This is a genomic window from Streptomyces sp. NPDC000410, from assembly GCF_040300305.1.
GTDB lineage: Bacteria > Actinomycetota > Actinomycetes > Streptomycetales > Streptomycetaceae > Streptomyces.
Window position 1 is genome coordinate 77,419 of sequence record NZ_JBEPDM010000016.1, and the last position, 22,534, is coordinate 99,952.

The 22,534-nt window shown below is 71.1% G+C and carries 20 protein-coding genes; 15 read left to right on the plus strand and 5 right to left on the minus strand.

Going from position 1 to position 22,534, the window contains the following annotated elements:
* The first annotated feature begins 120 nt into the window (after positions 1-120).
* The 3 genes from ABT342_RS18590 to ABT342_RS18600 all read left to right on the plus strand — a co-directional run bounded on the left by ABT342_RS18590 (position 121) and on the right by ABT342_RS18600 (position 1,617).
* The gene (locus tag ABT342_RS18590; RefSeq protein WP_351574468.1) at positions 121-342 is read left to right on the plus strand and encodes a hypothetical protein; all 222 of its coding nucleotides are present in this window, start codon (positions 121-123) and stop codon (positions 340-342) included.
* Positions 343-484: 142 nt separating this feature from the next.
* Entirely contained in the window at positions 485-880 is a 396-nt protein-coding gene (locus tag ABT342_RS18595; protein ID WP_351574471.1) for an Mth938-like domain-containing protein, read from the plus strand.
* A 122-nt stretch (positions 881-1,002) separates the two neighbouring features.
* On the plus strand, positions 1,003-1,617 hold the full coding sequence (locus ABT342_RS18600) for a CatB-related O-acetyltransferase (protein ID WP_502965571.1): 615 nt from the start codon (positions 1,003-1,005) through the stop codon (positions 1,615-1,617).
* Between the two features lie 69 nt (positions 1,618-1,686).
* Here ABT342_RS18600 and ABT342_RS18605 read toward each other — a convergent pair whose 3' ends face one another.
* The gene (locus ABT342_RS18605) at positions 1,687-2,556 is read right to left on the minus strand and encodes an alpha/beta fold hydrolase (protein WP_351574619.1); all 870 of its coding nucleotides are present in this window, start codon (positions 2,554-2,556) and stop codon (positions 1,687-1,689) included.
* A gap of 308 nt (positions 2,557-2,864) precedes the next feature.
* Entirely contained in the window at positions 2,865-3,899 is a 1,035-nt protein-coding gene (locus ABT342_RS18610; RefSeq protein WP_351574474.1) for a helix-turn-helix domain-containing protein, read from the minus strand.
* Between the two features lie 118 nt (positions 3,900-4,017).
* Here ABT342_RS18610 and ABT342_RS18615 point away from each other — a divergent pair, with 118 nt between their 5' ends.
* The gene (locus ABT342_RS18615; protein WP_351574477.1) at positions 4,018-4,917 is read left to right on the plus strand and encodes an alpha/beta hydrolase; all 900 of its coding nucleotides are present in this window, start codon (positions 4,018-4,020) and stop codon (positions 4,915-4,917) included.
* 75 nt (positions 4,918-4,992) lie between these two features.
* On the opposite strand, the gene ABT342_RS18620 is transcribed toward ABT342_RS18615, so the two are convergent.
* From ABT342_RS18620 to ABT342_RS18630, 3 genes are all read right to left on the minus strand, one after another.
* Positions 4,993-6,183, minus strand: a complete 1,191-nt coding sequence (locus ABT342_RS18620) for a cytochrome P450 (protein WP_351574480.1) — start codon at positions 6,181-6,183, stop codon at positions 4,993-4,995.
* A 281-nt stretch (positions 6,184-6,464) separates the two neighbouring features.
* Complete coding sequence (locus tag ABT342_RS18625; protein WP_351574483.1) at positions 6,465-7,838, minus strand: cryptochrome/photolyase family protein; 1,374 nt, start codon at positions 7,836-7,838, stop codon at positions 6,465-6,467.
* A gap of 100 nt (positions 7,839-7,938) precedes the next feature.
* Positions 7,939-9,444 (minus strand): SDR family oxidoreductase, encoded by a 1,506-nt coding sequence (locus ABT342_RS18630; RefSeq protein ID WP_502965569.1) that lies wholly within the window; start codon positions 9,442-9,444, stop codon positions 7,939-7,941.
* A gap of 287 nt (positions 9,445-9,731) precedes the next feature.
* On the opposite strand from ABT342_RS18630, the gene ABT342_RS18635 reads away from it, so the two are divergent.
* The 11 genes from ABT342_RS18635 to ABT342_RS18685 all read left to right on the plus strand — a co-directional run bounded on the left by ABT342_RS18635 (position 9,732) and on the right by ABT342_RS18685 (position 22,491).
* Complete coding sequence (locus ABT342_RS18635) at positions 9,732-9,890, plus strand: hypothetical protein (RefSeq protein ID WP_351574486.1); 159 nt, start codon at positions 9,732-9,734, stop codon at positions 9,888-9,890.
* Between the two features lie 162 nt (positions 9,891-10,052).
* A complete protein-coding gene (locus tag ABT342_RS18640; protein WP_351574489.1) occupies positions 10,053-11,039 on the plus strand; it encodes an LLM class flavin-dependent oxidoreductase in 987 nt (328 codons plus the stop codon).
* An 83-nt stretch (positions 11,040-11,122) separates the two neighbouring features.
* On the plus strand, positions 11,123-11,908 hold the full coding sequence (locus ABT342_RS18645; protein WP_351574492.1) for an alpha/beta fold hydrolase: 786 nt from the start codon (positions 11,123-11,125) through the stop codon (positions 11,906-11,908).
* 138 nt (positions 11,909-12,046) lie between these two features.
* Positions 12,047-12,640: a TetR/AcrR family transcriptional regulator gene (locus tag ABT342_RS18650; protein ID WP_351574494.1), complete on the plus strand. Its 594-nt coding sequence runs from the start codon at positions 12,047-12,049 to the stop codon at positions 12,638-12,640.
* Complete coding sequence (locus ABT342_RS18655) at positions 12,637-13,497, plus strand: alpha/beta fold hydrolase (RefSeq protein WP_351574497.1); 861 nt, start codon at positions 12,637-12,639, stop codon at positions 13,495-13,497. The genes ABT342_RS18650 and ABT342_RS18655 overlap by 4 nt, the downstream gene beginning before the upstream one ends.
* Positions 13,498-13,643: 146 nt before the next feature.
* The gene (locus ABT342_RS18660) at positions 13,644-15,920 is read left to right on the plus strand and encodes a FlgD immunoglobulin-like domain containing protein (protein WP_351574500.1); all 2,277 of its coding nucleotides are present in this window, start codon (positions 13,644-13,646) and stop codon (positions 15,918-15,920) included.
* Positions 15,921-16,205: 285 nt separating this feature from the next.
* Entirely contained in the window at positions 16,206-17,396 is a 1,191-nt protein-coding gene (locus tag ABT342_RS18665; protein WP_351574503.1) for a MalY/PatB family protein, read from the plus strand.
* An 89-nt stretch (positions 17,397-17,485) separates the two neighbouring features.
* A complete protein-coding gene (locus ABT342_RS18670) occupies positions 17,486-19,864 on the plus strand; it encodes a glycosyltransferase (protein ID WP_351574506.1) in 2,379 nt (792 codons plus the stop codon).
* A 172-nt stretch (positions 19,865-20,036) separates the two neighbouring features.
* Positions 20,037-20,507, plus strand: a complete 471-nt coding sequence (locus ABT342_RS18675) for a hypothetical protein (protein ID WP_351574509.1) — start codon at positions 20,037-20,039, stop codon at positions 20,505-20,507.
* A 154-nt stretch (positions 20,508-20,661) separates the two neighbouring features.
* Complete coding sequence (locus ABT342_RS18680) at positions 20,662-21,630, plus strand: glycosyltransferase family 2 protein (protein ID WP_351574512.1); 969 nt, start codon at positions 20,662-20,664, stop codon at positions 21,628-21,630.
* A 351-nt stretch (positions 21,631-21,981) separates the two neighbouring features.
* The gene (locus tag ABT342_RS18685; protein WP_351574518.1) at positions 21,982-22,491 is read left to right on the plus strand and encodes a lamin tail domain-containing protein; all 510 of its coding nucleotides are present in this window, start codon (positions 21,982-21,984) and stop codon (positions 22,489-22,491) included.
* Positions 22,492-22,534 lie beyond the last annotated feature (43 nt).

Sequence of the window (22,534 nt, forward strand, 5' to 3'; positions counted from 1 at the left end):
CGCGCGCATGCGGAGCGGTCGCAGCCCGTGGCCCGTGCCGTCATCGGCAGCCCGGTAGGGTGGGAGGCCCGGCGTCCCGTGGCGGATGCGTCGTTGCGGCATGGGGGACGGGGGAGAGCGATGATCGTGGATGTCGTCGTGGACGGTGCGAGGTTCACGGTGACCGAACGCCCGGGCAGCCCGGGCGTGCACGACTTCGTGTGGCAGTCGGGCCCCAACCCCGGCTACGGATTCACGATGGCGGCGCACGGAGCGGGGCCGCTCGGCAGGGCGGACCTCGAACAGGCGGCGCGCGATTTCCTTTCGCAGGTGGACCCGGCCACCGGGTACCTCGCGGACTAGGCCGGCTCCGCCTGTCGGCGGCAAGGCGTGCACGGACCTGTCGGTGCCGGTCGCCGCCGGACACCACAGAACCCCGGGAAGGTACAGCTCATGGGCTGAATTGCGGCTGCGGATGATCACCGCGGCTGCGATGCTGGTCCGCATGACCGATGCCGACGACCCGACGAGTTCGCTCCTCTCCCCGAGGATCATCCGCCTGGAACGGGGCCTGATGGAGGTCGAAGGCGTCACCCCGGGCAAGGACTTCGTCCTGTACCCGGGCGGCGGCCATGCATGGGACTGGGCCGAGCACGGCACCCGGCACGACCCCGGGATCCAACCCGGGGACGTACGGGAGCTTCTCGGGCGAGGCGCCGAGGTCGTCGTCCTCAGCCTCGGCATGGACCGACGGCTGCGGATCGCCCCACCGACCCTGGAGCTGCTCAGGGAGGCCGGGGCGGAAGTGCATGTGGACGAAACCCCGGCAGCCGTCGAGCTCTACAACACCCTGACGGCCGGGCCCCGGCCTGTGGGCGGCCTGTTCCACTCGACCTGCTGAGGCCGACCGTACGGCGCCGTCACCGCAGCCGCATGTCCGGCACCCGCCTGCTGACCACCGACACACAACCGCTGAGGAATCGCACCGTGCCCGCGCCCGCCGACCCGACAGTTCTCCATCCGATGCCCGAGCAACCCCGGGTGGTGCTGCTCAGGCCGCTGGTGAAGTCCCCTTTGATCGAGGTCGGGGAGTATTCCTACTACGACGACCCGGACGATGCGACCGCGTTCGAGACACGCAACGTCCTCTACCACTACGGGCCGGAGAAGCTGGTCATCGGCAAGTTCTGCGCGCTGGGCACGGGCGTGCGGTTCATCATGAACGGTGCCAACCACCGCATGGACGGCCCCTCGACCTTCCCCTTCCCCGCCATGGGCGGTTCGTGGTCCGAGCACGTCGACCTGCTCACCGGCCTGCCCGACCGAGGTGACACCGTCGTCGGCAACGACGTCTGGTTCGGCCACAGCGCGACGGTGATGCCCGGCGTACGGATCGGACACGGCGCGATCATCGGCGCGGGGGCCGTGGTCACCGGCGACGTACCCGACTACGGCATCGTCGGCGGCAACCCGGCCCGCCTCATCCGCACCCGCTACAACGACCGGGACATCTCCCGGCTGCTGGCGGTGGCCTGGTGGAACTGGCCCGCGGAGCACATCACCGACCACGTACGGACGATCATGTCGGGAACCATCGCCGATCTGGAAGCCGTCGCCCCGGGCAACCCGCACATGTGACGGGCGGGTTGCCCGCGTCGTCCGCGACCCCCTGCCGAGTGCCGGCGGCCCGTCTCACCCGGGCTCCGGTCAGGATCGGGCCGAAGGGTCCAAGGGCACGGCGAGTTCACCCAGGACCCGGGCCGCCGGAGCCGGGTCGGTCAGCCACTTCAGATGGCTGCCCTCGAGGGTGCGGACGTCGTACGGGTTGTCCGGTGTCAGCGCGTTGCCCTCGCGGATCAGCCGGTCCTGTATGGCGAGCGGCAGGCTGGCGTCGTCGGCCAGACGCACATAGGTCTTCGGGATGCTGCCCCAGGTAGCGGCCTGCGCCCGGTCGGCGGAGGTGCCGACGTCCAGGTTCTCGTCGGGCTGGAAGGTGTTCAGGAAGGTCAGGAACTCCTCGTCGGTGCCGTCGGCGAGGAAGGCCGCCTTGAACGCCGCGAGGGCGTCCGGGTCCGCGGTGCGGAAGTTGACGCGGAGCAGGCCGAGTTCGGCCGGGTTCCCCGCCATCGCCTGCGCCAGGGAAGCCGCGTCGACCGTGGCCATCTCCGGCTCGGCGTAGTACTCACTGACGTCGAGATCGACCGGGCACCAGGCCGATACGTACACGACGCGGTCGATCAGGTCCGGCCGGGCGTTGGCCGCGGCCGTTGCCGTGACGCCGCCCCGACTGTGCGCGACGAGGATCACGGGGCCGTTCCGCTTGGCCCGTTCCAGGACCCCGATCAGATGCGCGGCGTTGTCGGCGAGCGTGACGCCCTTGATCGAGCCGGGCGCGGTCGCCAGCCCCTCGGGGTCCTGCGGCGCCTGATAGGCGTGCACGTAGGTCGCCCCGAATCCATGGCCGGGCAGGTCGACGGCGACCGAACGGTGCCCGAGGAGGCCGAGTTCGGCCTGGAGCGGCGCGAAGGAGAAGGAGTTCGCGAAGGCTCCGTGAACCAGTACGAAGGTCGGCTGCATGTGTCTCGTCACTTTCTGGCCTCCGCGGCACCGGCGGCACGCGGTCACGCGCGGAGTCGTAGAGGGCGCGCGGACTGTTGTCCGGTATGAGGGTGCACACTACGCAAGGAAAGATCATCCGCACCACCCGACCGCCTGGCTGTGCTCCGGGCGTAGTCTGCCGTGGACGCGCTGCTCGCGTCCCGCGCGCGCCGCCAGGCCGTCGTCGATGGCGCGCCGACCGGGCACGCGGGCGCGGGTGTCGATGCGGCACCTCGATTTCGACCTCTGGGGGGTGTCCGGCCGACGGCAGCAGAGGCGGTTCTCCCTCAGTCGTCGAGCAGCCGCCATGCGGTCAGGGCGAGCCTGGTCCGGGTCAGTCCGGCGGGTGTGGTGAGTTCGATGCCCAGGGACTTTCCGAGGTGGTCGAGTCGGCGGGCGACGCTGCTGTGGTGCAGGTGGAGTTGGTCGGCGGCCTGGCGCAGGGATCCGGTGGCGCAGTAGGCGTCCAGGGTCTCCAGATCATCCGGGTTGCCAGCCAGGCGGGCGATCGCGGCCACGTCGGCGTTGTCCCGCACGGTGTCCTGAGCTATCTCGGCCAGGAGTGCCAGCGCCCCCAGGTCGGCGTGGCGGATGACGGGTTCGCGCGGGGTGGTGAAGCGGAGGGCGGTGCGGGCCTGCTGCCAGGCGCGGTCGGGGCTCTCGGCGGAGCCGATGCCCGCGCGTACACCTGCCGGGAAGCGGGCCTGGTCCACGCTGCCGGCCAGGATGACGCCCACGTCGGCGAGGGGCGCGGCCTTGACCGGGCGGGCCGGGCAGAGCAGGCCGCCGATCTGGTCGAGCGGAAGTTTCGAGCGTACGGCGACGACGTGGATGCGCAGGTCGGCGGCGAAGCCCAGCAGCCGGAGCGCCCGTGCTCTGGCCGCCTCGTCGCTGTCGGAGCTGATCGCCAGTTCGACGAGAGCGGGGTCGGCCATGGTGGTACGGGCCGGGCCGTACCGCTCGACGACCGCCGCGGCGGCGATGGCGAGCCGGTCGAGCAGCGCTTCGTCGAGCGGACTCGGCGGGCCGGGGCGTTCCAGCCACACCGTGCCGATCTCTTCCCCGTCGAGTGTGATCGGCCCCGTGCTGGAGGCGGGTGGCGGCGGGGCGGACGCCGGCCTGCCGTCGGGCGATACGCGGAGCACGCGCCCCGTGCCGTGGATCCGGATCCCGGCCACGCACTCGGCCAGGCCCGCCGAGGCCCGTGCGAGCGCCGGAAGGTCCACCCGCCGGCGCATCAGCGTGTCGTAGAACATGACGACGCGTATCGCGCCTTCGGCTTGGGAGTCCAAGTGCGACAACCGTGCGGCCAGTGCCTCCATGGTCAGAGGATACGGCCGCTACGGCGGGGCAGCGGGCGCCGATCGGCGCGTGATCCCGTGAGGATCCCCGACAGTTGGCGGATGATCCCCAGGGGTGGTGCCGGTGAGGATGTCCGGCATGGATCCCGAACTCGAAGCATTCGTCCCGCTGTTCCCCCGAGCCGACCTCGTCGACCCGGTCGCGGACCGCAAGAACTTCGCCGAACTGGCCGCCGCGGCCCCTCAAGTGGACACCACCGGAATGGAGGTCGAGGACCGCACCGTGCCCGCCGAGCCGGACGTGCCGGTGCGGATCTACCGCCCGGAGCAGGCGCACGGCGGCGCCGTCGTCTGGCTGCACGGCGGCGCGTTCGTCATGGGCGGCCTGGACACCGAGCACCCGTGGGCCGGCCGGGTCGCGGACAGCTCCGGGGCGGTGGTGATCTCGGTGGGCTACCGCCTGGCGCCCGAGCACCCGTTCCCGGCCGCCTTCGACGACGCCTACGCCGTACTGACCTGGACGGCCGAGCACGCGGCCGAGCTCGGCATCGACCCGGACCGGATCGCGGTCGGAGGCCACAGCGCCGGCGGAGGGCTCGCGGCCGCGGTGGCGCTGCGGGCCCGTGACGAACAGGGCCCGCCGATCCGCTTCCAACTGCTCAACCAGCCCGAGCTCGACGACCGGCAACAGACGTGGTCGGCACGGAACTTCACCGATACGCCCTGGATGACCCGCGACAAGATCGCCGCGTCGTGGCGGCACTACCTGGGCTCCGCGCCCGCCACGGCGTACGCCGCCCCGGCGCGGGCCACTGACCTGTCCGGCCTGCCACCGGCGTACGTCGCCACCGCGGAGTTGTGCCCGAACCGCGACGAGGACATCGCCTACGCCCTGCGCCTGCTGCAGGCGGGCGTATCGGTCGAACTCCACCAGTGGCCCGGCACCTTCCACGGGTCGCAGGCGATTCTGTCCGCCGATGTCTCCCAGCGGCAGATCGCCGAGCTCGGCGCTGTCCTGCGCCGCGCCCTGGCCGAGTGAGACTGCCGCACCTCGCCGTACGCCGCCCAGGTGGGGGCCGCCGCCCCGGCCGGCCCCTGTTCGGGGACGTCGCGGTCACACGTCCCAGGTGACCGGGAGGCTCTTCACCCCGTAGATGTCCGCGGTCTCCGGACGCAGGGCCACGTCTTCGGCCGGTACGGCCAGGCGCAGCGTGGGGAAGCGGCCCAGCAGCGCGGAGAACGCGACCCGCATCTCGACGCGGGCCAGCTGCGCACCCAGGCACAGGTGGATGCCGTGGCCGAAGGCCAGGTGCCCGCCGGACTCCCTGCGCAGGTCGAGCACATGGGGATCGGCGAAGCGCTCGGGGTCACGGTTGGCGGTGTTGTACGACAGGACGACCGTCGTGCCGGCCTCAATGGTCTGGCCGCCCACCTCGACGTCCACCAGCGCCGTCCTCATGAACGACTTGGCGACGCTCAGATAGCGCAGCAACTCCTCCACGGCCCGGTCGGTGAGCGTGGGATCGGCGCGCAGCGCGGCCAACTGCGCGGGGTTCTGGAGCAGTGCGAAGGCCCCGAGGGACAGCATGTTCGCGGTGGTGTCGAACCCGGCCGCCAGCAGGATCAGGCTGATCCCCTGCAGCTCCTCATCGGTCAGGTCGCTGTCGGTGAGTTCGCTGAGCACGTCGTCGGTGGGCTTCGCGCGCTTGGCGGCCACCAGTTGTGCGAGGTAGTTCTGCGTCGCGGTGTAGGCCGCTATCAGATCCTCGTCGCTCGTCTCCCCGTTCATGAACTTGTCGATCTGCTCCTGGAAGGAGTCCCGATCCTCGTACGGCACCCCCAGCAGCTCACAGATGACCATGGTGGGGATGGGCTTGGCGAACGCGGTCACCAGGTCCGCCGACGGTCCGGCCTCCTCCATGGCGTCCAGGCAGTCGGTGGTGATCTGCTCGATCCGCTCGGTGAGCAGTCGCATCCGTCGCGCGGTGAACTTGCCCACCAGCGGCTTCCGGTAGCGCCCGTGCTGAGGTTCGTCCATGAGGAGGAACTCGCCGGGCGGCGCCGGCGGGAGCTCGAAGTCGACCACGTTCAGGAGGTCCTTGCGCGAGCTGAACCGAGGGTCGGCCAGGACCGACCTGACCAGGTCGTATCCGGTGATCAGCCAGCCGGGCTTACCGCCGGGGTGGGTGTAGCGGCTGATGGGGCCGTGCCGGCGGGCGTCGATCAGCTCGGCCGGCGGGTCGAAGGGGCAGCCGGGCCGGCGCTCCGTCGGCAGCGTCGTGACGGTGTGGAGGGACTCGCTCATGACCATTCCTCATCTCGCGATAGTACGTGTTCGTCGCTGCTCGAAAGCTACGTTGCATTCACGATCGCGTCAATCGCGTGAAGGGAATTTTCCCAGGTCGTCGGCGCCAAATTGATGCAATGACGCTGGAGTCGAATGCAATGGTGCGTTGCAATGAATGGCGGCGAAGGCAATGCCGGCGACATGTCGGGAGGACGCCTGGCCCGGCAGGACCGCCGACGCATCGCGGCGCGGCACACCGGCACCCCGGCGCGCGGGCGGACCGGCGTGACGTGCCTCCCTCAGTTACGGCCGCGGGCGTTCTTGAACCGCGCCAGGCCATCCGCGAGGCTGATCAGCGGCTCCGGGTAGTCGAGCCGCGCCCGTTCACCCTCGGGCAGCCGCCACGGTTCATGGATCCGCGTGGCGGCCACATCCTCCAGTTCCGGCACCCATCGGCGTACGTACGCACCCTGCGGATCGAAGCGCTTGCCCTGGACCACCGGGTTGAGCACGCGGTGGGGGCGCGTGTCCGTGCCGGTCCCGGCCACCCACTGCCAGTTCAGCTGGTTGTTGACGATGTCCCCGTCCACCAGCAGGTCCAGGAACTGGCGCGCGCCGATGCGCCAGTCGACGTACAGGGTCTTGGTGAGGAAGCTCGCCGCCAGCAGCCGGGCCCGGTTGTGCATCCACCCCTCGTGGGTGAGCTGGCGCATCGCCGCGTCGACCAGCGGGTAGCCGGTGCGGCCCTCCTTCCAGGCGGCGATCTCCTCCGCGGCCTCCTCCTCGGAGCGCCAGTCGTCGTCGCGTGTGCGGTAGTCGCGTACCGACGACTCCGGCCGGGCGGCCATCACCTGGTAATGGAAGTCGCGCCAGCACAGCTGCCGGACGAACGCCTCCGCTCCCGGGCCGCCGCGCGTGCGCGCCCGCTGCACGACTTCGGCGGGGGAGAGTGCGCCGAAGTGCAGATAGGGCGAAAGCCGCGAGGTCGCGTCACCGGCCAGATCGTCGTGCCGCTCCGCGTAGGCGGCGAGACCGCCGCGCCCCCAGCCGGTCAGACGCCGGCGCCCCTCACTCTCGCCGCCCGGCGGAATCCCGGGGGAGACACCCGACCCGGCGCCCCGGGCAGGGAGCGGATCACTGCGCAGGCCGTCCGGAACCGGCACCTTGCGCGGGGCGGATTCCGGTGCGCGCAGCTGTACCGTGGACCAGCGGCGGAAGTACGGCGTGAAGACCGCGAAGTGGTCGGAGCCCGCCGGCACCACGGCGCCCGGGGCCACGGCCGTCACCACGGCGTCGTGCGCGACCAGCCGCACACCACTGCCGGCCAACTCCTTGCGCAGCAGCTCCTCCCTCAGCTGCGCGAACCGGGTCACGCCCGCCGCCATGTGCACCTCGTGTGCCCCGCACTCGGCGGCGACCGCGACGACCTCTCGTGCCGGCGGCCCGGTGCGCAGCACCAGCCGGCCACCGCGCACGCGCAGCGAGGCGTCGACGTCGGCAAGACAGTCGGCCAGGAACGCACGCCGGTTGGGCGCGTCGAACCCCGCGGCGTGGACATCCGGGTCGAGCACGAACAGCGGCACCACTTCGTCGGCGGCGCGCAGCGCTGCCCGCAGCGGAGGATGGTCGTGCAGACGCAGGTCCGAGGTGAACAGGACGACCGCAACGGTCATGCGCCACTCCTGGTGCCGGGCCGGACAACAGGATGGATTGTGGACCATCCTGGGCCACTTCCGAGGGAGGACGGCTCGTGGACGGCTTCTCGGACAGGCCCTAGTGGGCGCTCATCCCTTTGGCGGCGGCCTGGGTGATGTTGCGCGCCATGCCGCCGAACACCACGGCGTGGAAGGGCGCGACGCTCCACCAGTAAGTGTGACCGAAGAGTCCGCGGGGGTGGAACAGGGCGCGTTGCCGGTAGCGGGTGCGGCCGTCGTCATCGTTCTCGGCGTACATTTCCAGCCATGCGAGGCCCGGCAGTCGCATCTCCGCACGCAACCGCAGCAGGTGCCCGGTCTCGATCTCCTCCACCCGCCAGAAGTCCAGTGAGTCGCCGACCCGCAGGTGCTCGGCGTCGCGACGGCCACGGCGCAGCCCCACGCCGCCGATGAAACGGTCCAGCCAGCCGCGCACCGCCCAGGCGAGCGGGAAGGAGTACCAGCCGTTGTCGCCGCCGATGCCCTCGATCACCTTCCACAGCGCCTCACGAGACGCCTCGACCGTCAGCTGCCGCTCGTCCTCGTAGAGGCTGCCGCCGGCCCAGTCGGGGTCGGTGGGCAGCGGATCGCTCGGCGCACCGGGCAGGCCCGCCGACGACCAGCGGGTGACGACCTGAGCCTCGCGCACGCGCCGCAGCGCCAGGGCGAGGGCCGCGTCGAACGGCAAGGGCCGGCCGGGGGAGTCGGGCACGTAGCGGGCGATCTCATGTTCCCGGCAGACGACTTCGTGGCGCAGCGACTCCGTCAACGGCCGGGCGATGGACGCGGGCACCGGCGTGACGAGGCCGACCCAGTAGCTGGACAGACGTGGAGTGAGCACCGGCACGGGCACGATGACCCGTCGCCGCAGCCCGGAGACGACGGTGTACCGGCGCATCATCTCCCGGTAGGTGAGGACGTCCGGGCCGCCGATGTCGAACGCCCGATCGACATCGTCCGGCATGGTGGCCGAGCCGACGAGATACCGCAGCACGTCGCGCACCCCGATGGGCTGGACCTTGGTGTGCACCCAGCTGGGGGTGACCATGACCGGCAGCCGTTCGGTCAGGTAGCGCAGCATCTCGAAGGACGCCGACCCGGAACCGATGACGACCGCGGCCCGCAGGACGGTGGCGGGTACCGGCGCGTCGAGGAAGATCTGGCCGACTTCGGCACGCGAGCGCAGATGCGGGGACAGTGACCGCTGCGGGATGCCTCGCGGCGTGAGGCCACCGAGATAGACGATCCGCCGTACGTCCGCGGCGTGCGCCTCCTCGGCGAAGGCCCGGGCCGCGCGGCGGTCGGTCTCCTCGAAGCCCGAGCCGGAGCCGAGCGCGTGCACCAGGTAGTAGGCCACATCGATGCCGCGCATGGCGTCGGTCATGGAGCCGGGATCGGTGACATCACCCTTGACCACCTCGACGTCGCCCGACCAGGGGTGGTCACGCAGCTTGCCCGGAGTGCGGGCGAGGCATCGCACCCGGTGGCCGGCTTTCAGCAGTTCGGGCACCAGCCGCCCGCCGATGTATCCGGAGGCACCGGTCACCAGACAGTGCAGTCCGCCCGTGTCCGGGGTTGTGCTCATGGCCGGCTCCTCCACTGCTCGCGTGTTGCTGTGCCCGCTGTTCCGATCATGGCTGCAGCAGGGCGACCGTGCCCCTCACGGTGCTCCGGCCGCCGCCGCTTTCGACGAGGAATCGTGTCGCTGGCGCGGGCGCCGGGTGCTGTTGTGCCGTTCGTCGCCCTTTGGTACGGCGGTGACCGACGTTCCCTGGGCCACCACGACGCGCGAGGCAGTCGACCCCGTACACTCTGCCCTTGCTCCCGGCCGCAGTCGGGAGCGGTATGCCATCCAGGGAAGGACCTGCTGACGTGAGTCCCGCGGACCGCCACGAGGCGCCCATTTATGCCAAGCTCATCGCGGAGCGTGGAGACGTTCCGGCCGAGGCGCGGCTGACGGCGGAGCGGACGCGGGACGAGTTGCAGAGAGTGATGAACTTCGGCGACGTGCGGATGCCGCGGTTCCGCTGAGGTCACCAGCACAATGCGCGGACGGTGCCGCGGCGTGTCGTTGCCGTCGTGGCCCGCGCACCGCCAACTGCCCTTGCAGCAAAGGGCACAGCGCGCCGGGCCGCGCACAGCTGCGGCAGTCCCCGTTCCCCTCGTCGATCGCATGATCCCTATGCTGACGGCATGCTCGATATACCGCTCTCAGCGCTGGAAGTCGCGATGGTCCAAACGGGCGCACGCGCCGTGGACACCCTGCGGGACACCGCGGCCTTCGCGCAGGGACTGGAACGGCTGGGCTACCACAGGATCTGGTACGCCGAGCATCACCACTCGCCCGCGATCGGCGCGTTCCCGCCCGTCGTGCTGACCGCCCACGCTGCCGCTTCGACCTCGGTCATCCGTCTCGGTTCGGGCGGAGTGCTGGCGCCCAACCACGCGCCCATCACCCTGGCGGAGCAGTGGGGAACGCTGGCCGCCTTGCACGAGGACCGCGTCGACCTGGGCATCGGCCGGGGTCCTGGCACCTTCGACGAGGCCACCGCACGGGCACTTCGCCGCGGAGCCGGACCGGCGACGGACGCGGAATACCAAGGCGACGTGGCCGCGATCCTGTCCTTCCTTCTCGACGAAGTCGCGCTCGGCCCGCTGCCGGAGCCGTGGCTGCTGGCCTCCAGCACCGCAGGTGCCGCTCTCGCCGCGGGACTCGGCCTGCCGATCGCCATCGCCCACCACATCCGGCCGGACAACACCCTCGCGGCCCTGGAACGCTACCGGGCAGAGTTCACCCCGTCCCGTTGGTGCGAGCAGCCTCGGGTGCTCTTGTGCGTGGAGACGGTGTGCGCCGAGACGGAGGAGGAAGCCGCATGGCGCGTCGGGCCGATGGACGTCGTCAAAGCCGGGCTCCTCAAAGGTCTGAGTGAGACGCCCTTCCCCACGCCCGAGGAGGCGGCCACCCATCCCTTCACGGCGAGGGAACGCGAGGCACTGGCCGGCTTCCGCGCGCAGCAAGCCGTCGGGACACCCAAGACCGTCGTGCACCGGCTCGCTCAACTGGCCGGTGAGACCGGAGCGGACGAACTGATGCTGACCACACCCGTCTACGACCTCCGCGACCGCATGCGCTCCTACGAACTCATCAGGAACTACGCCGAGGACGCGACGGCACCGTAGGGTCCGCCCGGCCCCGGTAGATGGCGGCGACACGGCCGAGATCCCGCTGGCGGGCGCCCGCGCAGCTCAGCACACTGAGGCTCATGGAAGCCATCGTGCCTGTCAGCAACGGTGAACTCTGGGCGGACGATTCGGGAGGGGACGGGCAGCCGCTGGTCCTGCTCCACCCGGGCGTGGGCGACTCGACGATCTGGGAGCCCGTTCTCGCGGGGCTCACCGTGCGGTACCGGGTGATCCGTTACGACGCCCGCGGCTTCGGGCGCTCGCCCGCGCCCACCGCCGCGTATTCCCTGGTCGAGGATCTCGCCGCGGTCCTCGACCACTTCGGGTTGGCCCGTGCGGTGCTGGTGGGCTCCAGCATGGGCGGTGCCACCTCGATCAGCCTGGCTCTGGACGTCCCCGACCGGGTGGCGGGCCTCGCCCTCTTCGTGCCCGGGGTCACTGGGTACGACGGGCTGGCGCCACTGGGGTTCTACGAAGAGGTGGGCAAGCTGGCCACGGCCGGCGACATGGAGGGCATCGTCCGGCTCGGGCTGGGCATCTGGGGGAGGGCCGGCGGCGGCGCCCCCGAAGCCGATCCGCTCGCTGCCGCCCAGCTCCGCGGCGTACTGCCCGCCTGGTTCAGCAATATCGGCCATCAGGGAACCGACGCCCCCGCCTTCGACCGGCTCGGGGAGATCGCCGCACCCGCGCTGCTGGCGCTGGGGGAGCTGGACCAGCCGGAGGTGGTGCGCTGCAACGAGGAGATGGCGGATCGGATTCCCCGCTGCCGCCTGGCCCGGCTGGCCGGCTCCGACCACTTCCCGACGCTGCGTGAGCCGGGGACCGTCCTCCGCCTGATCGAGGAGCTCTGCGCCGACGCGTACTGAGCACTGAGCACTGCCGGCGGCTTGGCGGCGCAGGGACGACCTGTGACGCGGGAGTTCCGCACCGAAGGCATCTCTCCGCTTGCGTGTCCTAGGGGCCCTAGATTATATCTAGGGACCTTAGGATCGAGTGGAGGATGTATGGCGCGGGCAGGGCTGACGGCGGAGCGCGTGACGATCGCGGGTGCCGAGCTGGCGGACGAGGTCGGACTCGACCAGGTGACCATGTCTCAGGTGGCCCGGCGGCTCGGTGTGAAGGACGCGAGTCTCTACGCGCACGTGCGCGGCCTGGAGGATCTGCGTGGACGGATCGCGCTCCTCGCGGCGGACGAGAAGACCATCCGGATCGCGGAGGCGACCGCCGGGCGGGCCGGCCGGGACGCGCTGGTCGCGTTCGCCAATGCCTGGCGGGAGTACGCCCGCGAACATCCGGGCCGCTACATGGCGACGCAGACCCGGATCCGGATCGACCCGGAACTCGCCGCGCAGGCCCCCGGACCGCGGCGCGCGGTCGAACTGACCTACGGCATGCTGCGCGGCTACGGGCTGGCCGAGCCCGACCTGACCGACGCGGTCCGGTTGCTGCGCAGCACGTTCCACGGGTTCGTCGCTCTGGAGGCCGCCGGCGGGTTCGCGCACGAGCGCTCCCCGCAACTCTCCTGGGTTCGCGCGCTCGACGCCCTGCACGCGCTCCTGGATCACTGGCCCGCCTCCCGGGAACGAGAGCCCTCATGACCGAACCGACCGCCGGTAGGCTGCGCGTGAAGGGTGCGACCCTGCACTACGAAGTACGTGGCCACGGGCCGCTCCTGCTGCTGATCCCCGGAGGGGCGGGCGGCGCGGCCTCCTTCGACGGTGTCGCCGGCGACCTTGCCGTTGAGTACACCGTCGCGACCTACGACCCGCGCGGAATGTCCCGCAGCGCGCTGGACGACCCCGACCCCGACCCCGCCCACGCCCCCGGCCCCGAGCAGCGAGTGGCCGAGCACGCCGACGACGCGTTGCGGATGCTGGATCTGCTGTCGCCCGGTGAGCCCGCCCGGGTGTTCGGCACCAGCTCGGGCGCGATCGCCGCCGTGCACCTGCTCACCGTCCACCCCGAACGCGTCGAACGACTCGTGGCACATGAACCGCCGCTGGTGGAGGTTCTTCCGGACGCCCCCGAACACCGCGCGCTCCTCGCCCGTGTGCGGGAGACGTTCCGCGACGACGGGCTCATGCCGGCGATGGCCGTGTTCGCCGCCGGGCTGAAGAAGCCCGGGGACACCACCGGGCCGAAGGCCGCGGTCACGCTTCCGCCGCAGGCGGCGGCGCGGGCCGAGCGGACGATGGCCAATCTGCCGTACTTCCTGGAACGCATCGTGCCCGCCTTCATGTCCTACGCCCCGGACATCGACCGCCTCGTGGCCCAGTCGCACCGGCTCGTGCTCGCCTGCGGCCGGGATTCACGAGGCGAACTGCCCTACCGCCCGGCGGCCTTCCTGGCCGAGCGCCTGGGCACGGACCTCCTGCACTTCCCCGGTGGCCATACCGGACTGACCACACACCCCGTCGAGTTCGGTGAACGCCTCCGGCAGGCATTCCACGCGTAGATCCGGACTGCCCTGTGCGTGCGCCGCTGTGACACTTCTGCGACACGAGATTCCCACGTTTCGCGCACAACTCCCGCGCACCCGCGTATGGTTAACCGTGTTCACACCGCAACTTGCATGTTAACGGTTAACACGAGGGGGGTCAGGTGTCCCATCACCTGCGCACGACCAGCCACACCCGGCGTAGCCGCCACACAGCCATCGCCATCGCCGCCGTACTCGCCGCAGGGCTGGCAACCGCTCTGCCGGCCACGGCTCACGCGGCCGAAGCCGAAGCGGTCGAGGTCCTCATACCCGCGCCCGATGCCTACGGGGAGGGCACCGAGACGGTGCTCGCGACCGGCAGCCAGGGCGTGCTGCACCACGAGGGCGGCGAATACCTCTGGACCAATACGTACAACGTCCTCACCAAGCCCGTCCCGGCCCTCGACGGTGTGCCGCAGGACGCCATCGTGCGCGGCCACGACGAGTTCAACCGCGTCAACTACACCAAGCCGCGCGAGGACGGCGGCACGGACCTCGTGCGGGTCGGCATCGAGGACCCCCGCAACACCAGCACGATCAGGGTGCCTGCCGGATACCTCAACCCGCGCGTCGCCAACGGCTGGGTGCTGGCCACCGTCGACCAGGGCGACGGAACGTACCAGCTGCGCGTGGCACGCGGCGGGGACGTGGCGAGCGACCCCGTCGTGCAGCTGCCCGCCGGAGCCACCACCGGCGCCGAGCCCGTGCTGCTCGGCGCCTGGTCGAACCAGCTCGTCATCGGCTACCGCACCGCCGACGGCACCCCGGGCTACGGCGTCCTCACCGCGTACAACGGCAGGGTCGCCCCACTGCCCGTGACCGGCGAGGCGAGCAGCTTCCGCATCACGCAGAACACCGTCAGTTGGTTCACCCGCAGCGGTGAGCCGGGCGTGCGGGTCATGCCGCGGGGCAGCACGGCCGCCCCGCGTATCGTGCCGCTCGCCACGCAGTCGACCGACAGCAAGGTCACGTCCTTCGTGGTGGGCGACAACGTGCTCTGGTACGAGGGTGACGGCGGCCCGCTGCGCCTCACCCCGTTCGCCGGGGCGGAGACCGAGCGGACGCTGCTGAGCGACACCGAGCAAGCGTTCCTGCGCGCCGAGGGTGACGGTTCGCTGGTCGTGCTCGGCAAGGGCGCCGACGGCAAGCGTGCCGTACACCTGTTCCATGTGAACGGCCTGGGGCTCGTCTCCGATCTGCTGATGCGCCAGGTGCCGCGGGTCAAGACGGCGGACGGTGCGATCGAGGCGCTGAGCCTGGACCGGGGGCAGCTGCGGTACGTCAACTCCCTCGCCGGTACGAAGACGCTGCACGGCAAGGACATCGGCACCGGGCTCGACCCGGCGGACGGCGCGGCGCTCGCCGACCTCCCGGGCCTCGCGGCGGGCCGCTTCGCCGACGGCACCGACGAGGGGCTGGCCCGGCTGGTCACCGACCCGGACACGGGCGCCGACGTCCTGGTGACCGGCGACGACCCGAAGCAGCCGGCGGACAGCTTCCCGCTGCCCGGCACCGGCGGCCGGATCCTCGATACGGCACCGGAGTTCGTGCTGTACGAGGCGGGCGGACGGCAGTACGTCGTGGACACCGCCCGCGACCTCATCGTCCGCGAGCAGCCGGCGCAGGGCGCCGTACTGGAGCAGAAGAGGCTGTTCAAGGCGGCACCGAACAAGCCCGGCACGGTGAGGGTGATCAACCTGAGCTCCGGCGAGCTGGTCAGGACCGTCGCTCTCGGCACCACCTGCGTGCCCAGCGAACTGCAGCACAGCGGCACGCTGCTGTACTGGAGCTGCGCCTCGCAGGACGCGGCGGGTGTACGCGACCTGGCGACCGGGCGCACCTATCCCGCCCCGGCGTCCGGCGTCCTGCTGGGCGACCGCTTCCTGGCCCATCGCGACACGGCCGGCGACCTGCGCCTCACGGGCCTGCGGGCGGACGGCGGTACCGCCGACCTGGGCACCGTCACGGGCCTGAAGCAGCCCGCGGGCGGCGACGGGCGCGGCACCACGTGGACCCTCGACGCGGGCGCCGGCAAGCTCGCCTGGGTCGGCGCGGACGACACCGTCCACGTCACCGCGCCGCAGCACGCGGTCTCCGCGCTGCGCGTCGCCCGCACCGCCGCACCCCGAACGGCGGCCGGTGAGTGGGCCGCCGCGTGGTGGCTCTCCAAGCCCGCGGCGTCCTGGCAGGTCACGCTCACCCACCGCGCGACCGGTGAGGTCGTCCGCACCTGGACGGGCGAGGGCACCCGCAGCGCGGTACGGGTCACCTGGGACGGTACGTCCGAGTCGGGCACCCCGGTGGCGACCGGCGGCTACACCTGGCGGCTGACCGCCACCCCGGCCGACGGCACGGGTGCGGACGCGACGGCCTCGGGCGTCGTGAAGATCACCGGCTGAGCCGGACGCCGCATGGAAGCCGGCCCCTTCCCCGAGGCGCCTCGGGGAAGGGGCCGGCACCCTGAACACAGGGCCATCGGGGGCTTGCCGCGGGTGCGAGTGCGGGTCGAGGCGATCGGTGTGGCATCCACCCGGTTGGCCGTCCGGACGGCGGCCGGACCGACGCTGCTGGAGGGCCGGGCGCCGTGCGCGCACGAGGTGCTGCCCGCCGATGGTCACGCCGTCCGGCCGGGGGCCGGCGAAATCGCACGTACTTGCCGCTGCATCCCGCCTAACTTTGTTCCTATGGACAGCATGCCGCGTGACGCATCCGGCCCACTGAACCCGCTGCGCCAGCTCTCCCTCGGCCGCCTTCGGCTGCGGACGAGCGCGAAGTGGCGCACCTTTCCGGACGATGTGCTGCCGCTGTGGGTGGCGGAGATGGACGTCCCCCTGGCCGAGCCGGTCGTGCGGGCGGTCACGGACGCGATGACGATCGGCGATACCGGCTATGCCGCAGGGAGCGGGTACGCCGACGCGCTGGCGGAGTTCGCGCGCAAGCGGTGGGGCTGGCACGGGCTCGCGGTGGAGCGTACGGCGCTCGTGCCCGATGTCATGCTGGGCATCGTCGAGGTTCTCAAGCTGATCACCGGCCCGGGCGACGCCGTGGTGGTCAACTGCCCCGTCTACCCGCCCTTCTACCAGTTCGTCGAGCACCTGGACCGGCGCGTCGTGGAGGCTCCGCTGGGTGAAGGCCTCCGCATCGACTTCGCCGCGCTGGACGACGCGTTCCGGCGCGCTGCCGGGGGCGGCCGGCCGGCCGCGTACCTGCTGTGCAGCCCGCACAATCCGACCGGCACCGTCCACACCGCCGACGAGCTGTCCGCCGTCGCCGCTCTGGCTGCCGACCACGGTGTACGGGTGGTGGTCGACGAGGTGCACGCCCCGATCGTGGCCCCCGGAGCCGTCTTCGTGCCGTACCTGAGCGTGCCCGGCGCACAGAGCGGCATGTCGCTGATGTCGGCCTCCAAGGCGTGGAACCTGGCCGGGCTCAAGGCCGCGCTCGCCGTTGCCGGCCCGGGAGCGGCCGATGACCTCGCGCGCATGCCCGAGGAGGTCAGCCACGGCCCCAGCCACCTCGGCGTCATCGCCCACACCGCCGCCCTGCGGGACGGCGCCGACTGGCTCGACGCCGTGCTCGCGGGGCTGGACGACAACCGCCGTCTGCTCGCGGAGCTCCTCGACGAACACCTGCCGGAGATACGGTACGAGCCCGCACCGGGCACCTACCTGGCGTGGCTGGACTGCCGTGCCCTCCCGCTGGGCGACGACCCGGCCGCCGTCTTCCTGGAGCGCGGCAGGGTCGCCCTCACCTCCGGGACGCGCTTCGGCGCCGGAGGCGCGGGGCACGCCAGGCTCAATCTGGCCACCTCGCCGGAGCTGATCACCGAAGCCGTACGCCGTATGACCGTCGCCCTGGGACGGCCGCCCGGGTGAATGTTCCGGCGACGGGCCCTCTCGGGAATCCCGTCGACCAAGCATCCGGGCATACTGTGCTAATGGTTGCTCAAAAGACAATTACTCCTTTGATCCACCAAACCTGGAAAGACACGGATGTTCCCCGGGAATGGCGGAAGTGGGCTGATTCCTGGCGGCTCCACAACCCCGGCTGGGGGTACCGGTTGTGGACCGACGCGGACAATCGCGCATTCCTTCAGGAGCACTATCCGTGGTTCCTGCCGGTCTACGACGGCTACCCCGAAGCGATCATGCGGGCCGACGCGATCCGCTACTTCCTGCTCGACCATTTCGGCGGGCTCTACGTGGATCTGGACTTCGAGTGCCTGAGGCCGGTCGCGGGAATCCTTGACGGGAACGAACTCGTCCTCGGCTGCGAACCCGAGGCGCACACCCGCCTGCTGCTGGCCCGCCAGCGGGGATTCGGCCGTATCGTCGGCAACGCGTTCATGGCGTCACGGCCGGGCCACCCCTTCTGGGCCCATGTGCACCGCCAGCTCGTCAGCGCCCACAAGCTGCCCGGCACTCTCGACGTGACGGGCCCGTTCTTCCTCACCAGGGCGATCGACGGCGCCCCGGACCCCGACTCGATCACGGTTCTCGGCCCCGAGGTCCTGTACCCCGAGGTGAGCCCCTACGCGACAGAGCTGTTCGGCCCGCAGGAAGCCGACTACGACCGCGCCCACGCCGTGCACCACTGGTCGGGCAGCTGGGTGTGCGACACCTCGGCCGCGCCGCGCACGTCGGCCGGCACGCGGGTTCCGTTCTGGGCGAGCCAGGAGCTGCAACCGCTCGCCGACGGTCTGCTCAGCCTCGACGCGCAGCGCCGCCGCTGGGCCGCGGGCGCACCCGCACCCACGGTGTCATGCCTGATGGTGACCAAGGACCGATCGGCGACGGCGCGACGCGCGATCAAGTGCTTCCGCAACCAGACGTACCCGAACCTGGAACTGGTCGTGGTGGAGGACGGCACGGGTGGCGCCCTCGAGCAGCACATCCGCTACCTGGGCGACCCCCGGATCCGCTATTACCGGCTCCCCGCGGAGGACCGGCCGCTGGGCGAACTGCGCAACGAGGCGGTGGACCGGGCCACCGGGCCCTACGTGTGCCAGTGGGACGACGACGACCTGTACGACCCGGAGCGGGTCGAGACGCAGATGGCGGCGATTCTCGCGCTGGGCGCCGACGCCTGCTTCCTCGCCCGCGAACGGCTCTGGTGGCCCGCCCGCCGCAAGCTCGCGGTCTCCTGTGCGCGGGTCTGGGAAGGGTCGATGGTGTGCGCGAAGGAGCGGATGCCGCGCTACCCGGCGCAACGCCGGGGCGAGGACACCCCGGTGGCGGAAGAGGTGGTCCGCACCTGCCGAGTCGTATCGGTCGACGCACCCGAGCTGTACACGTACGTGTGCCACGGGACCAACACCTTCAATGAGTCCCATTTCGCGGAGCACTTCGACGTGGCGACCGAGGTCTGGGCCGAACCCGGCGCCTACGCCGAGCGGTTGCTGGCCATGGCGACCCGGCTGCCGATCGAGCCCGCGGACATCGCCCACGCCGAGACCGGCGCCACCGCGGCCGCGATCGCCGAGCGGACACCACGGGCGGCGGCCGCCGAGCCCGCGACGGCCCCGCCGGGTGAACGGCCCCTCGTTCTGGTGCTCACGCCCCTCAAGGACGCGGCCGCGTTCCTGCCGGGCTATCTGGACCGCCTGCGCGCCCTGGACTACCCGCGCGACGCGATCTCGCTGGGCCTGCTGGAGGGCGACAGCACGGACACGACACCGGAACTGCTCCAGGAGCTCCTGCCCGGCCTCGAGCGGGAGTTCCGGCGGGTCACCCTCGTACGCCGCGACTTCGGCCTCCAGTTGGCCGGACCCCGTTGGGAGCCCGGCGTCCAGCGCCGGCGCCGGTCGGTGCTGGCCAAGGTGCGCAACCATCTGCTCTCCCGGGCCCTCGTCGACGAGGAATGGGTGCTGTGGCTCGACGTCGATGTCACCGGTTACCCGGCCGACCTCGTCCAGCGCCTGCTCGGCGCGCGCAAGGACATCGTCGTCCCGCACTGTGCCACCGCGCCCGGTGGGCCCACGTACGACCTCAACACCTTCGTCCTTCACCCCAGGGCCGGCACGCTCAACTGGTCCCAGTGGCTTCGCGACGGCATCCTCCAGCCCCCGAGGGGCTTCGGCCGGACGTACCTCGAAGAGTTGCGCGGGCAGGGACTCCTCCGTGTCGACTCGGTCGGTGGCACCACCTTGCTGGTCCGCGCCGACCTTCACCGCGACGGCCTGGTCTTCCCCTCCTTCCCTCACCGGCAGCTCATCGAGACCGAGGGGCTGGCCGCGATGGCCCAGGACATGGGCGTCGCCTGCTGGGCGCTGCCCGACCTGGAAGTGCTGCATCCGCACCATGCCCAGGAGCCCGCGCGCGCCGAGGCCGTCACCGTTTCCTGACCGACAGGGCCGCCGCGCGTGGTCGCTATAGTCCTGAATTGAACAGAGAGTGGTCGTTTTGACACGGTTAGTAGGCAATCTTACGGTGGCACTGCTGCCCTGCCGTGAAGTGCACCGGCGTCCCGGGGCAGCTCCCCTCCAAGAGGAAGGCCCCACTGTGAAAACCCGCGTCATGACGTCTCTGGCCCTCCCTGCCGCACTGGCCACCGCCGGACTGCTCAACACGGCGGAGGCGGCCTACGCCTCACTCGGACCCGACACGACCACCACGACGGAGTACGGGCAGCAGGAACGGCCGATAGGCGACCCCGCCTTCACCCAGGGTCCGGAACGCCCCTGCCCGCCGCACGGCAACATCACCATGACGGACTACGGCGGGGACTGCTGCCCGCCCTTCAACAACCAGACGATGTCGGACTACGGCGGGCACTGCTGCCCGCCCTTCAACAACCAGACGATGTCGGACTACGGCGGGCACTGCTGCCCGCCCATCAACAACCAGACGATGGCGGACTATGGGCACTGCTGCCCGCCCTTCAACAACATCACCATCCCGGACTACGGGCACTGTCGCGATCACGAGCACCACGAGCACGGGCCCCACAACAAGCCCGACTACGTGTCGCTGCAGCGCCACGGCTAGCACGAGGTGCGGCAGGCCTGCTCCGGCGTGGCCCCGGGAACGGGGCGGGGCGCGGCCGGCGCCCGACACGCCGGAGTCCGGCCACCGGCATCCCCCTGATCCCCTGGATCCTCCTCTCCCCTTCCCTGTCCCGTCACGAAGCGAAGGACGACGCATGCCGCACAGCTCCGACCCTGTGGTCTCGGTGGTCATCCCCTGCCATGACTACGGCCGTTATCTGCCCGAGGCGGTGTCCAGCGTCGTCGCCCAGACGTTCCGCGACTGGGAACTCGTCATCGTCGACGACGGAAGTGCCGACAACACCGGCGAGGTGGCCGAGGATCTGATCGCCCGCCATCCCGACCGGCGCATCAGGCTGATCCGGCAGGCCAATGCCGGGGTCTCCGCCGCGCGCAACACCGGGATCGAGGCCGCCGCCGGCCGGTACATCCTTCCCCTGGACGCCGACGACGTGATCGCGGCCACGATGCTGGAGAAGACCGTCGCGGTACTGGACGGCAACCCCGGCGTCGCCATCGCCTCGACCGACGTGTTCACCTTCACCGACGACGATCTGCCCCCGCAGGCGATGTCCTTCCCCGCCTACAGCAGAGAACTGCTGCTCCAGCGGCTGATCATGTTCTACTGCTCGCTCTACCGCCGTGAGGCGTGGCAGACCGTGGGCGGGTACAACGAGAGCATGCGGGCAGGGGAGGACTGGGACTTCTGGGTCGGCTGCGCGGAGCACGGTTTCGATGCACACCACATCCCTGAGCTGCTGTTCGGGGCGCGCAACAAGGACACGGGTCTGCACGTGGAAGCGGCCGAGAACGACCTGGCCATCCGGGCGCGGATCGTGTCCAACCACCCGAGCCTGTTCAAGCCGATCACCCGCAAGTGGGCGCAGGCCGTGCTCGGCCTGGACGCCGAGGCCTGTCTGCGGGACGAGCACGTGCCCGACGACATCCTCACCCGGGCCGCCGAGATGGATCAGTTCCTCACCGCGGTCATGGCCCTGCAGCGCACGGCGCGGGTGCAGTACTACCACATCAAGCGACTCGAGAAGGCGCTGGCCGCTCACGGCGGCGCCGCCGACACGCCCGCCCGGGAGAGGGGTTCTGCCCCCACGGCTTCCGCCGTTTGACGCGGCCGTCGGAAGCCGAAAGCCGTTACCCGGACGGGTACCACGGTCGGCCCAGTGCGCCATGCGGCGCGGCCGGCTGTGCGGCGGAGCCCGTAAGGGCTTGCTGCTGATCCCTGGGCGGGTGGGTGTAATGGGCAGTATCTGTCAGGGCCACGTCTGCGGCACTTATGTGCTCCATGAAGCCGACATTTGCAGAAATGTCCGGGTTCGGTAACGGGCCTCGAGTGGCGTGCCGGAAGCGTTCGGAGCAGCGGCAAAGTCTGGGTCCTCGGCCCGCACCGGACCGAGACCCGCTCCGCTCCCACCAGCTTGCATCGACTGGTGGAGCACTGCCTTGAGGAGACATCACCTATGTCTGCTTCTTCGACCGCCCGCCGCATCGCGGCAACCGCGCTCGCCGCCGGCGCCATCGTCTCCGCCGTCGCCCTCCCGGCCGCCGCCCACGACGACAACCGCCACCACCGCCACCACCGCCACGAGCAGCGGGTCGAGATCGGCCGGGTCCAGACCGACGGCCCGGGACGCGACAACCGCTCCAACCGGTCGCTGAACGCCGAGTGGGTCGAGATCACCAACAACAGCCGCCGCGCGGTCGACCTGGACGGCTGGACGCTGCGGGACAACGACGGCAACCGCTACCGCTTCGACGACGTCCGCCTCGCCGGCCGCTCCACCGTGCGCATCCACACCGGTGAGGGACGCGACACCCGCACCGACCTCTACCAGGGCCGCCGCAACCACGTGTGGGACAACCACTCCGACAAGGCCACCCTGCGCGACAGCCATGGCCGCACCGTGGACACCAAGTCCTGGGGCAACCACCACCGCGGCCACCACCACCGCGGCCACGACCACCGCTGACCGCGCCCGCCGGTGGCCCCACTGTCCGTTCGTCCACGGCGGA